Raw genomic sequence first — 11,958 nt, 5'->3', positions numbered from 1 at the left:
GTCAGAAGGGGTTGTTGCCGGAGAAGGGCTCGGCGATGGCCACACCAAAATTTTTCAGACGACAAGTGGCGGCAAACTCATCCTGCAGGTTAACGAACAGGCAAGGTTCCCCTTCACACTCCAGAACAGAACAGTCGACTTCGATGTCGCTTAACGCCTGGCTGAGCTTATGCATTACCGGCCAGGCTTTTTCACCGTCCGGACTCAGCAGTTTCAGGGCAACGAGACTGTTCTCGTTCTGCGCGCCGTTTTGCGGAATCGGTTCAACTCTGGAACCCGCAAAACCGGCCAGCCAGCGATAGCTCTGCGGCAGACGGTGTACGATAGAGAGTTGTTGTGTATTCACGTGGTTTCCCCGGAAGCAAAAGGCTTCACAATAAATTTACATCAATATTAACACACTGTTGACAAATAGTCCTGCCTTGAGGCAGAAAACGTTTACAGCCGGGGCGGACCAGGGTTAAGCGCTTATAATCCAGCGCTTTATTTTTATACCCGGCGAGCCGATTGGCGCTATATGTACCCGTTTCTGTGATCCAAAACAACTTTTTTATCGCAACAATGCGACTTTTTACACTAATTGATTTTACATAAAGGAAACAAATCGCAGAACCCTGAAGCCCATTCTGGTTGACATGTATCAAGAAAGGGGCGATTTCGCCCCTGAAAATGTGACCTAGCGTGCGATTTTTCGCCGGCGGGAAGCGTAAAGGGAGAAGAAAATAGAGCTGGTGGCGCAGAAGGCGATAGAGATCAGCATCGGCCAGGCGGTGGTAAACGTCGCCATCGACAGCAGCGCGCCAATGATCGCTCCGATACCGAAACGAAACGTTCCGGCCAGCGACGAAGCAGTGCCCGCCATATGCGGAAACTCATCGAGGATCACCGCCATGGCATTAGACGACACCATGGATACGCAGCCGACAAAGGCTGCCACGCCGATCACCAGTGACCAGAAGCCGACGTCGAGCAGCGCGCAAACCACCATCCACACCGCCATGGCAAACTGGATCCACAGCCCGGCACGGAACATACGCAACGCCCCTACCCGCCGCACAAACCGGCTGTTGAACATGGTCATCAGAAACAGAAAAACGATGTTCAGCGCAAAATAGTAGCCAAAGTGCTGGGGCGCGACGTGGTTAATATTGATGTAGACAAAGGGACCAGCGCTAAGGAAAGAGAACATGCCCGCGAAGCTAAAGCCGCTCGCCAGCATATAGCTCAGCACCCGCTTGTGGCGGAACAGAGTGGCAAAGTTACCCAGCGTGGTGCGCAGGTGGAACGGCTGACGCCTTTCAGCCGGCAGCGTTTCGCGGATAAACAGGCCGATCATCAGCGAGGCCAGCAAGGCCACCAGCGCGAGGATCCAGAAGATGGCATGCCAGCTGAACCACACCAGCACCGCCCCGCCAACCATCGGTGCCACCAGCGGCGCAATGGTCGTGACCAGCATGACAAAGGACATCATCCGCGAAAACTCATCTTTCGGATAAATATCACGCATCAGGGCGTTTATCACCACGCTGGCCGCCGCGGCCGCCAGACCGTGGAAGAAACGCATCACGATCAGCATCTCGACGGTCTGCGACAGGGCGCAGGCCACCGCCGCCGCGGCGAAGACCAACGTCCCGCCGAGGATCACCGGCTTGCGGCCAAGGCTGTCCGCCATCGGACCGTACAGCAACTGACCCAGCGCAAAACCGAGGATATAGGTGCTGAGCGTCATCTGCGCGCTGCCGTCCGGGACGTTATACTGGGCGGCGATCACCGGCAGCGCCGGGAGATACATATCAATAGACAGCGGCATCAGCATGGCCAGCAGGCCAAGGATAAACACAATTCCCAGAGATGAATTCTGCTTCAGCGTCACGTTTTACTCCGTGGCTGCGGGGCGCCCACGCTGGCGATTTCCGCTTCCGTCAGCGGACGATATTCACCGGGCGCCAGCGAATCATCCAGCACGATGTCGCCGATGCGTTCCCGGTGCAGGCCAACCACGTGGTTGCCCACGGCGGCAAACATCCGTTTCACCTGATGATAGCGGCCTTCGCTGATGGTCAGACGCACCTCAGTCGGGGTGATCACTTCCAGTACCGCCGGTTTAGTGAGATCTTTTTCATTGTGCAACTGGACGCCTTTGGCGAATAGCTCTGCGGTCCCTTCCGCCAGCGGGCTTTCCAGCGCCACCAGATAGGTTTTTTCACAGTGGTGGCGCGGCGAGGTAATGCGGTGCGACCACTGGCCATCGTCGGTCATCAGCACCAGCCCGGTGGTATCGATATCCAGGCGCCCGGCGGCGTGCAGCTTGTGCGCGACCGGCTCGTCGAGGAAATAAAGGATGGTCGGATGATCCGGATCGTCGGTGGAACAGACGTACCCTTGCGGCTTGTTGAGCATAAAATAACGCGGGCCGTTCTGCTGGATCAGCGTATTCCCGTCATACTCCACCTCGTGCTCCGGCTGAAGCTTAAAGGAAGCATCTTTCACAATGTCGCCGTCCACGGTAACCCGGCTGCCGCGGATTTCACGCCCGGCAATAGCCCGGCTGACGCCAAGCTGCTGAGCGATAAACTTATCAAGTCGCATGAGATTTTATTAGCCTGTCATAGTGCTGGAGCGGGCAAATCGCCCGAAAAAGAAGAATTTCACTGGCTAGTATAACGGGCTCTTAACACCACTCAAGGGAAAAGATTCGTGGCATACTATTCGCGAGTTAATTAGCCCCGTGAATTCATGACTTTTACATTACGTCCCTACCAACAAGAAGCCGTCGATGCCACACTCGCCTGGTTTCGTCGCCATACCGAGCCGGCAGCGATTGTCCTGCCCACCGGCGCGGGCAAAAGCCTGGTGATCGCCGAGCTTGCCCGGCTGGCCCGCGGCCGCGTGCTGGTGCTGGCCCACGTCAAAGAGCTGGTGGCGCAGAACCATGCCAAATACTGCGCCCTTGGTCTCGAGGCGGATATCTTTGCCGCCGGTCTGCAGCGTAAAGAGAGCCACGGCAAAGTGGTGTTCGGCAGTGTGCAGTCGGTGGCGCGCAATCTGGAGCAGTTTCGTAGCGAATTTTCGCTGCTCATCGTCGATGAATGCCACCGTATCAGCGATGACGACGACAGCCAGTATCAGCAGATCATCGGCCACCTGCGGCAGGTCAATCCGCAGCTCCGGCTGCTCGGCCTGACGGCCACCCCGTTCCGCCTCGGCAAGGGATGGATCTATCAGTTCCACTACCACGGGATGGTGCGCGGCGATGAAAAGGCCCTGTTCCGCGACTGCATCTATGAGCTACCGCTGCGCTATATGATTAAGCATGGCTACCTGACGCCGCCGGAACGCCTCGATATGCCGGTGGTGCAGTACGATTTCAGCCGCCTGCAACCACAGAGCAACGGCCTGTTTAGCGAAGCCGACCTTAACCACGAGCTGAAAAAACAGCAGCGCATCACGCCGCATATCGTCAGTCAGATCGTAGAGTTTGCCGAAAACCGCAAAGGAGTGATGATCTTCGCCGCCACCGTGGAGCACGCCCGGGAAGTGACCGGCCTGCTGCCGGCAGGCCAGGCAGCGCTGATCACCGGCGAAACGCCGGGGCCGGAGCGGGATCGGATCATCGAGGCGTTTAAAGCGCAGGCATATCGCTATCTGGTAAACGTCGCGGTGCTGACCACCGGCTTCGACGCCCCGCACGTTGACCTGATCGCTATCCTCCGCCCAACCGAGTCAGTGAGCCTTTACCAACAAATCGTTGGCCGTGGCCTGCGCCTGGCGCCGGGGAAAACCGACTGCCTGATCCTCGACTACGCCGGCAACCCGCATGACCTGTACGCCCCGGAGGTGGGGACGCCGAAGGGTAAAAGCGACAACGTGCCGGTGCAGGTCTTCTGTCCGGCCTGCGGCTTCGCCAACACCTTCTGGGGCAAAACCACCGCCGACGGTACCTTGATTGAGCATTTTGGCCGCCGCTGTCAGGGCTGGTTCGAGGATGATGACGGCCACCGCGAACAGTGCGACTTCCGCTTTCGCTTCAAGAACTGCCCGCAGTGCAACGCGGAAAACGACATCGCCGCCCGCCGCTGCCGGGAGTGCGACACGATTTTGGTCGACCCGGACGATATGCTGAAGGCGGCGCTAAAGCTAAAGGATGCGCTGGTGCTGCGCTGCAGCGGCATGGTGCTACAGCACGGCGGTGACGAAAAAGGCCCGTGGCTGAAAATCACCTACTACGATGAAGACGGGGCGGACGTCAGTGAGCGCTTCCGTCTGCAGACGCCCGCCCAGCGCACCGCCTTTGAGCAGCTGTTTATCCGCCCGCATACCCGCACCCCGGGGGTGCCGCTGCGCTGGATAACGCCAGCGGATATCGTGGCCCAGCAGGCGCTGCTGCGCCATCCGGACTTTGTCGTCGCCCGGATGAAGGGGCAGTACTGGCAGGTGCGGGAAAAAGTGTTCGATTATCAGGGGCGTTTTCGTCGCGCCAACGAGCTGCGTTAATTACCGGAAAGCTGAGGTTTTGATTGCCCGGGTGTCGTTTGGCGGCTATAATGCCGCCCGCTTTTGCATTCGCAGAGCAGATAATCCGCCTGTTGCTGGGTCGCCTGTAGCAGGCTTTATATATAGAGAGACATCAATGTTTACTATCAACGCAGAAGTACGTAAAGAGCAGGGTAAGGGTGCGAGCCGCCGCCTGCGCGCAGCTAACAAGTTCCCGGCAATCATCTACGGTGGCGAAGCTGCTCCGGTTGCTATCGAACTGGACCACGACAAAGTATGGAACATGCAGGACAAAGCTGAGTTTTACGGCGAAGTTCTGACCGTCGTTGTTGATGGCAAAGAAGAAAAAGTCAAAGTTCAGGCTGTTCAGCGTCACGCGTTCAAGCCGAAACTGACTCACATCGACTTCGTTCGCGCGTAATCGCCGATAACAAGTTGTATGGCAAACGCCCCGGAGTCTTTGGCTCCGGGGCGTTTTGTTATCCGCGCCGCCAAAGCTCCGGCGCCTCGTCCACAATTTCACTCAGCAGCCGGTGCTTATTCATTCCGGGTAGCCAGAGCATCACCATAGTGACGTTCAGTCCCTGACTGCCGACCTCGGTGGCGATTTCACTGACCCCCTGCCACTCGCCTGGCCGCCAATGGTCCGGTAAAAAACCCCAGCCCCTTCCCTGCTCCAGCGCATGGCGCAGCATAGTCATTTCATTCATATACAGCGTATGCCCGGAAATCTGCAGCCGGCGGGCGATCTGCTCGTCACTGCGCCGGTGCATCACCAGCTGCGGCGTCAACGAAAGATTCAACAGCGTCAGCGGCCGCGGAACGTCGCGGAACAGGCTATCCGCCGCGTAGAAACGCAGATCCACGCTGCCGAGCGCCCGCCACTCCATTTCGCTACCCAGCGTACGATTATTAGCCTGGCACATCGCTATCTCCGCCACGCCATCGCTCAGCGCCTGCTCGGCTTCGCGCCGCGAGGCGCTCCAGCAGCTCAGGCGAATCTGCCGCCGGGCCAGGTTATCGGCCAGCGCGCAGAGAAATTCACGCGGCACGAAGGGATCGTATACCAGACGTAACGCCTGCCACGCGGTTTGCGGCAGCGTTTGCGCAAAGGACTCGAAAGCCTGCGCCTGACGCAACAGCAAATGCGCCTGGCGAAACAGCTGCTCGCCCTCGGCGGTTAGCGTCAGGCTACGTCCTTCACGGCTGAACAGCCGGTAGCCCAGCGCATCTTCCAGATAATCAAGCAGATCACGAAGCGTGGTCCGGTCTTTAGCTAAACGAATGGCCGCCTGAGACAGGCTGCCGGTCTCAGCAATCGTCGCGAAGGCCTCAATCTGTGCGAATGAGTACTGTAGGGTCTTCATCCTTCTCTCCCTTGCGGGGGAAAATCCCCCATGTGCTGATTTTAGCCTTCGCGAGCCGATTTATATACTGCGCAGCGAATCTATGGCAAACGAGGAAATGACGATGATAAGAAAACCACTGGCCCTGGCGTTAATATTGGCGGCGCTGCCGGCGGCGGCAATGGCACAACACTGCGGCGGCCTGACGCTGGATGTCTGCCCAACGCCTTACGACCAAACGCTACCCGCGGCCAAAGACATGCTCAGTTGGGATCAGACGTCACGGGTCATTGGTTTTCGCAATGACTATCGCAACTATGCCGGCGATGTGTTCCGCCACGGCGCCGCGGCGCCGCTGGAACGCGCTGAGAAACAACTGACCGATGCCAGCTATACGCTCAACGGCCACACCTGGAATTTGCAGGATTACCTGAAGCGCGAGAACGTCAGCGGCATGCTGGTACTGAAAGATGGCAAAGTCGCCTGGAAATACCTTGGCAATGGCAACACCGATACCACGCTGTGGACCTCTCGCTCGGTGGGGAAATCGGTGGTTTCAACGCTGGTGGGCATCGCCATTCAGCAAGGTAAGATCCACTCCCTCGATGACCTGATCACCGTTTACGAACCCGAACTGAAAGGCACCGCCTGGGACGGCGTGACGCTGAAGCAGCTCATTCAACATACCAGCGGCGTGGAATGGAATGAAGACTACACCGACCCGCAGTCGCACTTCGCCCGCCTGACCCAGTGCGAGGCGCAGCCCGGCGCCTATGCCTGCGTGCGCAAGATCGTCACCGGCCTGGCGCGCCAGCATCCAGCAGGCGAGCAGTGGTCCTACTCTTCCGGCGGCGCCTGGCTGTTGGGCGATATCCTGGAGCGCGCCACCGGTATGTCGCTGGCCGCCTGGCTTGAACAGGCGCTATGGCAGCCGGCCGGGATGGCTCACGACGGCGTGTGGCATGCTTATCAGCAAGGGAAGCACGACGTCGGCGCCCACGGCTTTAACGCCACCCTTGAAGACTGGGGCCGCTTCGGCGAATTCGTTGCCCGCGATGGTCGGTTAAGCAACGGCCAACAGCTGGTGCCAGCGGACTGGTTCGATCAGGCCGCCAGCTGGACCACCGCGCTAAACTCAGTCTCGGCGGCGCATCCTGAGGGTATCTATGGCTATCAGTGGTGGAATAACGCCATTCCGGCGAATGTGCAAAACGTCCAGCCGACGCCGCAGGAAGGGCTTAAAGGGTCGCTGTGGGCGCTGGGGATCTACGGCCAGGTGATCATGGTGAATCGCGCGGAACACCTGGTGATCGTTCAGTGGTCGACCTGGCCGCAGGCGGAACCTTCCTTCAATGCTCAGCCGTTGGAAGCGGCGCTGATGTACAGCGCCATTGCCCGCGAGCTGCGTTAACTCCCCGCTCCTTGCCGCTCAGCCGGCAAGGAGCGTGTCGGCATTCAGCGCCAGGTGCTGCAGCAGGATAATGGTTTTAGCATCCATGATCTCGCCATCGCGAATGGCCTGCAGCGCCCGCGCAAGCGGCCACTCCAGCACTTCAATGTCCTCACCTTCCGCCGCCAGCCCACCACCGTCGCCCTGCCGGTCATCAGCCTGGTATTCGGCGATAAAAAAGTAGAGTTTTTCGGTGACGGAGCCGGGACTCATAAAGACGGTGAAGACGGGCTCGACGCGCGTCACGCGAAAACCGGTCTCCTCTTCCGCTTCGGCAACGATCCGCGCTTCCGGCGATGCGTTATCCAGCAGCCCGGCGGCCGCCTCAATGAGATATCCGTCGTGACCATGAGTAAACACCGGAAAGCGGAACTGGCGGGTCAGGACCACCGTCTGCTTTTCCCGATTGTAGAGTAAAATGACCGCGCCGTTACCCCGGTCATAGGCCTCGCGGCTCTGCTCCTGCCAGCGACCGTCCCGGCGCAGCAGTTCGAAGGTATATTTTTTTAGCGTGTACCAGTTATCCGAGAGCAGCGTCTCGCGAACGTGGCGGACGTGCGGTGCGTGTGTTTGCATGTTATTTCCCCTTTGAGGTGACAGCAGGCACCATAACATGCATAATCGTGCACAAACAAGATCACCCGAGAAGGAAAACCGATGCTCGCCAGTCAGAGAAAACAGCAGATCCTCCAGATCCTCGCCGAGGAAAAACAGGTGATGTCCGGGGAGCTAAGCCAGCGGTTTAACGTCTCCGAGGACTCCATTCGCCGCGATCTGCGCGAGCTGGCGGCGGAGGGAAAACTGCAGCGGGTCCATGGCGGGGCATTGCCGGTATCCGCCGCCATTGCGCCAATTGAAACGCGCAAAAGCGTGCAGATCGCCTCCAAGCAGGCGGTCGCCCGCGCCGCCGCCGCCCTGATCCAGCCAGGACAGGTGGTGATTGTCGATGGCGGCACCACTACCGCGGCGATGATCGGCTTTCTACCTGCGGAACTGAACTGCACGGTGGTCACCCACAGCCCTGGCATCGCCGTGGCGCTGGCGGACCACCCGCGAATCGAGGTGATCCTGCTCGGCGGCAGAGTATTTAAACATTCGGTTGTCGCGGTCGGCGCCGAGACGCTGGCGGGCATGGCGCGGATCAATGCCGATCTGTTCTTTATGGGAGTGACCGGAGTCCACCCGCGGGCGGGGTTCACCACCGGGGATTATGAAGAGGCGGGTATCAAACGTGCGCTGGCGGCCAGAGCCGCAGAAACCGTAGTCATGGCCTCCCAGGAGAAACTTAACGCCGCGTCGGCCTTTGCTATCGGCGAGCTGAGTCTCGCCAGTACGCTTATCGTCGATGGGGAACCCGACGCCGCGCTGCGCCAGCAGTTGGTGCAGAGCGGCGTGGAGATTATCCCGGTTTAGCGGTAGCGTCGACGAAGTGCGGCGCTTAGTTGCCGCCGGACGTCCGGCGCTGCAGCTGGTCGCGCAGATTCGGCGGGGTACCCTTGATGGTCAGGGTATCGGTGGCGGGATCCCAGAATACGCGTTCACCTAACAGCATCGCGTCGAAATTAATGGTCAATCCGCCGCCGCTGCCGGCAAACTTGGTCAGCTGACGTAAAGTGCTGCGATCCGCCGGGAAGCTCTCTTCCAGCTCATAGCCCTGCTCAGCGGTGAATTCCTGGAAGCTCTTTTCGCTGACGCCGGCGAGCTCTTTGGACAGCGACTCCAGCTCAATCTCTTCCCCGGCCTGCAGCTGTTCGTTGCAGTACGCGTAGACCTGCTGGCGCACGTTCTGTCGCTCGGATTTATCAAGCTGCGCATCGGCAGCGAAATCGTCCACCGCCTGCAGCAGGCCGCGGTTCTGCGCTTTGGCGTTGAGCCCTTCGCTGGCGCCGAGGAAATCCATAAAGAAATCGGCCACTTTGCGCCCTACTCGCCCCTTAAGGAAGGTCAGGTAGCGGGTCGATTCCGGGTTGGTTTCCCACTCGGTGAGATCGATGCGCGCGACGATATCGGCATGGTTAATATCCAGATAATGGGTCGAGCGGATATCCAGTTCTTCGTTGACACGCATACTGCTCAGGTTATTGAGCACCGCCACCAGCAGGTATTCAACCGCCAGGTAACGATACTGGCAGAAGAGCACAATGCCCCCTTCAGCGAACGGGTATTTCGCCAGCTCATCGCGCAGGCGACCAGTGGCCGCGCGGCTGAACGCCAGAAACTCTTCTTCCCCCTGACGCTGCAGGCGCAGCGCCTGGGCCAGTTCGCTCTCTTCATTGAACAAGCCATAGGCTTTGCTTTTGGCGCTATAGACCCGGTGCAGTTCAGCCATCATCTCGACGACCGTCGCGTTCGGCTCCAGCAGTGATTCGCGCAGCACCAGCTCCAGATTTTGTTCATCACGTTTGATTAACTGATGCAGGGCAATCTGGTCGATATCCAGACTCATGTTAAACTCTCCTTTTAGACCGGGCGGTATTCAACCACCGCCGGCTTGCTGACGCAACTGGCGCGACCCATTTCGCCGTTATCACCGACGATGAGTGCGCTTTTACGCCGCGGCGAAAAAATGCGGAAAAAAAGCTGCTGCTACGGTAATATGTTGCCCTTTCACGAACAAACAGATTTTGAGTTTATGCCGCAAATTTCCCGCTATAGCGATCAACAGGTCGAACAGCTGCTCAGCGAGCTGACGAACGTCCTGGAATCACACAAAGCCCCGGTTGACCTTTCACTGATGGTGTTAGGCAATATGGTGACCAACCTGATCAACAGTAGCGTCGCGCCGGCGCAGCGTCAGGCCATCGCCCGTTCTTTCGCGCAGGCTTTGCAATCTTCGATTAACGACGATCCAGCGCATTAAGGATAACAGCAACAGTATATGGTGACTCTACGTCAGCCCTACCGAGAAAAAGTCTCCCAGATGGTTAGCTGGGGGCACTGGTTCGCCCTGTTCAACATGTTGTTGGCCATGGCGCTCGGCAGCCGCTATCTTTTTGTCGCCGACTGGCCGACGACGCTTGCCGGACGACTTTTTTCGTACGTCAGTCTCGTCGGGCACTTCAGCTTCCTGGTGTTTACCAGCTATGTGCTGATCCTCTTTCCGTTGACCTTTATCGTGGTCTCGCAGCGCCTGATGCGCTTCCTGTCGGTGATCCTTGCCACCGCCGGGATGACGCTGCTGCTGATTGACAGCGAGGTCTTCACCCGCTTCCATCTTCACTTAAACCCGGTCGTCTGGGAGCTGGTCATTAACCCCGACCAGAATGAAATGGCGCGCGACTGGCAGCTGATGTTTATCAGCGTCCCGGTCATCTTTTTGATTGAAATGCTCTTTGCCACCTGGAGCTGGCAAAAACTGCGCAGCCTGACGCGCCGCCGTCACTATGCCCGTCCGGTCGCCTGGTTCTTCTTTCTGTCCTTTATTAGCAGCCATCTGGTGTATATCTGGGCGGATGCCAATTTCTATCGTCCGATCACTATGCAGCGGGCCAACCTGCCGCTCTCTTATCCGATGACCGCCCGCCGTTTCCTTGAGAAACATGGCCTGCTCGACGCCCAGGATTATCAGCGACGTCTGGTGGAGCAAGGGGCGCCGGAGGCGGTATCGGTCCAGTATCCGCTCAGCAACCTGCGCTACCGCGACCTGGGTGCGGGCTATAACGTGCTGCTAATCACCGTCGACAACCTGAACTATTCGCGGTTTGAAAAGACCATGCCGGCGCTGGCGGCGTTTGCCAAAGAGAACGTCAATTTTACCCAGCATATGAGCTCAGGTAACACCGCCGACAGCGGCCTGTTTGGCCTGTTCTACGGTATTTCACCAGGCTATATGGACGGTGTCCTCTCGGCGCGTATTCCCGCGGCGCTGATCACTGCCCTCAACCAGCAGGGCTACCAGCTGGGGCTGTTCTCCTCCGATGGTTTTAGCAGCCCGCTGTATCGCCAGGCGCTGCTCTCCGATTTCTCGCTACCGAGCGCGAAGACCCAGAGCGACGAGCAGACGGCCAATCAGTGGATCGGCTGGCTGGACCGTTATGCGCAGGATGAGAATCGCTGGTTCTCGTGGATCTCGCTCAATGGCACCACCCTTGACGACAGCCAGCAGCAGGGCTTTGTCCGCCGTTATAGCAAGGCGGCAGGTGATGTTGATGCCCAGATCGATCGGGTCCTGACCGCGCTGCGCGAAGCTGGCAAGCTCGATAATACGGTGGTGATTATTACCGGCGGCCACGGCAAGGCGCTCAATGCGAAAGGCGATCGCTTCGACTGGTCGCGAGAGCAGCTGCAGGTTCCGCTGGTTATTCACTGGCCAGGCACCCCGGCGCAGGAGATTGCCACCCTGACCGATAACAAAGATGTGATGACCACGCTGATGCAGCGTCTGCTTCACGTTTCGACACCGGCCAATGAGTATTCGCAGGGTGAAGATCTGTTCAGCGCCGCACGGCGTCGTAACTGGGTGACCGCGGCCAACGGCGATACGCTGGCCATCACCACCCCGACCATCACCGTGGTCCTCAACCATAACGGCACCTACACCACCTGGAGCCGCGACGGCGAGAAAATCAAAGATCAGAAACCGCAGCTAAGCCTGTTACTGCAGGTCCTGACGGACGAAAAACGCTTTATCGCTAACTGATTGATTAATTATGAATCAATCGCGCGTGC

General features: G+C 58.6%; 12 protein-coding genes. 6 read left to right on the top strand and 6 right to left on the bottom strand.

Features of this window, described 5'->3' with window-relative positions; genetic code table 11:
* Position 1: 1 nt before the first annotated feature.
* The 3 genes from LGL98_RS07710 to rsuA all read right to left on the bottom strand — a co-directional run bounded on the left by LGL98_RS07710 (position 2) and on the right by rsuA (position 2,589).
* A complete protein-coding gene (locus tag LGL98_RS07710) occupies positions 2 to 346 on the bottom strand; it encodes a YejG family protein (RefSeq protein ID WP_002912974.1) in 345 nt (114 codons plus the stop codon).
* A gap of 330 nt (positions 347 to 676) precedes the next feature.
* Positions 677 to 1,873: a Bcr/CflA family multidrug efflux MFS transporter gene (locus tag LGL98_RS07705; protein WP_136034690.1), complete on the bottom strand. Its 1,197-nt coding sequence runs from the start codon at positions 1,871 to 1,873 to the stop codon at positions 677 to 679.
* Entirely contained in the window at positions 1,870 to 2,589 is a 720-nt protein-coding gene (rsuA, locus tag LGL98_RS07700; protein WP_136034688.1) for a 16S rRNA pseudouridine(516) synthase RsuA, read from the bottom strand. Before rsuA ends, LGL98_RS07705 begins: the two co-directional genes overlap by 4 nt.
* A gap of 147 nt (positions 2,590 to 2,736) precedes the next feature.
* Here rsuA and radD point away from each other — a divergent pair, with 147 nt between their 5' ends.
* The gene (radD, locus tag LGL98_RS07695; RefSeq protein ID WP_136034685.1) at positions 2,737 to 4,494 is read left to right on the top strand and encodes a DNA repair helicase RadD; all 1,758 of its coding nucleotides are present in this window, start codon (positions 2,737 to 2,739) and stop codon (positions 4,492 to 4,494) included.
* Between the two features lie 136 nt (positions 4,495 to 4,630).
* On the top strand, positions 4,631 to 4,915 hold the full coding sequence (gene rplY / locus LGL98_RS07690; protein WP_004201664.1) for a 50S ribosomal protein L25: 285 nt from the start codon (positions 4,631 to 4,633) through the stop codon (positions 4,913 to 4,915).
* A gap of 58 nt (positions 4,916 to 4,973) precedes the next feature.
* Here rplY and LGL98_RS07685 read toward each other — a convergent pair whose 3' ends face one another.
* Positions 4,974 to 5,861, bottom strand: a complete 888-nt coding sequence (locus LGL98_RS07685; protein WP_136034684.1) for a LysR family transcriptional regulator — start codon at positions 5,859 to 5,861, stop codon at positions 4,974 to 4,976.
* Between the two features lie 103 nt (positions 5,862 to 5,964).
* Between LGL98_RS07685 and LGL98_RS07680 the strand changes: the two genes are divergently transcribed.
* Positions 5,965 to 7,251 carry a serine hydrolase domain-containing protein gene (locus LGL98_RS07680; RefSeq protein ID WP_136034682.1) on the top strand — a complete coding sequence of 429 codons (1,287 nt, stop codon included), beginning with the start codon at positions 5,965 to 5,967 and terminating at the stop codon, positions 7,249 to 7,251.
* A gap of 18 nt (positions 7,252 to 7,269) precedes the next feature.
* Here the strand turns inward: LGL98_RS07680 and LGL98_RS07675 are convergent, their stop codons facing one another.
* Positions 7,270 to 7,866 (bottom strand): NUDIX domain-containing protein, encoded by a 597-nt coding sequence (locus LGL98_RS07675; protein WP_136034680.1) that lies wholly within the window; start codon positions 7,864 to 7,866, stop codon positions 7,270 to 7,272.
* Between the two features lie 81 nt (positions 7,867 to 7,947).
* Between LGL98_RS07675 and LGL98_RS07670 the strand changes: the two genes are divergently transcribed.
* Positions 7,948 to 8,703 carry a DeoR/GlpR family DNA-binding transcription regulator gene (locus tag LGL98_RS07670; RefSeq protein WP_136034678.1) on the top strand — a complete coding sequence of 252 codons (756 nt, stop codon included), beginning with the start codon at positions 7,948 to 7,950 and terminating at the stop codon, positions 8,701 to 8,703.
* 25 nt (positions 8,704 to 8,728) lie between these two features.
* Here the strand turns inward: LGL98_RS07670 and yejK are convergent, their stop codons facing one another.
* Positions 8,729 to 9,736, bottom strand: coding sequence for a nucleoid-associated protein YejK (gene yejK / locus LGL98_RS07665; RefSeq protein WP_004144267.1), 1,008 nt, complete (start codon positions 9,734 to 9,736; stop codon positions 8,729 to 8,731).
* A gap of 186 nt (positions 9,737 to 9,922) precedes the next feature.
* Between yejK and LGL98_RS07660 the strand changes: the two genes are divergently transcribed.
* Positions 9,923 to 10,150, top strand: coding sequence for a YejL family protein (locus LGL98_RS07660; RefSeq protein ID WP_004195346.1), 228 nt, complete (start codon positions 9,923 to 9,925; stop codon positions 10,148 to 10,150).
* Between the two features lie 18 nt (positions 10,151 to 10,168).
* A complete protein-coding gene (gene yejM, locus LGL98_RS07655) occupies positions 10,169 to 11,929 on the top strand; it encodes an LPS biosynthesis-modulating metalloenzyme YejM (RefSeq protein ID WP_136034676.1) in 1,761 nt (586 codons plus the stop codon).
* Positions 11,930 to 11,958 lie beyond the last annotated feature (29 nt).

Source organism: Klebsiella africana (genome assembly GCF_020526085.1).
GTDB classification, from domain to species: Bacteria; Pseudomonadota; Gammaproteobacteria; order Enterobacterales; family Enterobacteriaceae; genus Klebsiella; species Klebsiella africana.
Note: the sequence above shows the minus strand (reverse complement) of the source record. Positions and strands in the feature narration are given on the sequence as shown.

Coding starts and splice junctions, on each gene's coding strand:
- rsuA (WP_136034688.1), bottom strand. CDS start 2,589: ATGCGACTTGATAAGTTTATCGCTCAGCAGCTTGGCGTCAGCCGGGCT.
- radD (WP_136034685.1), top strand. CDS start 2,737: ATGACTTTTACATTACGTCCCTACCAACAAGAAGCCGTCGATGCCACA.
- rplY (WP_004201664.1), top strand. CDS start 4,631: ATGTTTACTATCAACGCAGAAGTACGTAAAGAGCAGGGTAAGGGTGCG.
- LGL98_RS07685 (WP_136034684.1), bottom strand. CDS start 5,861: ATGAAGACCCTACAGTACTCATTCGCACAGATTGAGGCCTTCGCGACG.
- LGL98_RS07680 (WP_136034682.1), top strand. CDS start 5,965: ATGATAAGAAAACCACTGGCCCTGGCGTTAATATTGGCGGCGCTGCCG.
- LGL98_RS07675 (WP_136034680.1), bottom strand. CDS start 7,866: ATGCAAACACACGCACCGCACGTCCGCCACGTTCGCGAGACGCTGCTC.
- LGL98_RS07670 (WP_136034678.1), top strand. CDS start 7,948: ATGCTCGCCAGTCAGAGAAAACAGCAGATCCTCCAGATCCTCGCCGAG.
- yejK (WP_004144267.1), bottom strand. CDS start 9,736: ATGAGTCTGGATATCGACCAGATTGCCCTGCATCAGTTAATCAAACGT.
- LGL98_RS07660 (WP_004195346.1), top strand. CDS start 9,923: ATGCCGCAAATTTCCCGCTATAGCGATCAACAGGTCGAACAGCTGCTC.
- yejM (WP_136034676.1), top strand. CDS start 10,169: ATGGTGACTCTACGTCAGCCCTACCGAGAAAAAGTCTCCCAGATGGTT.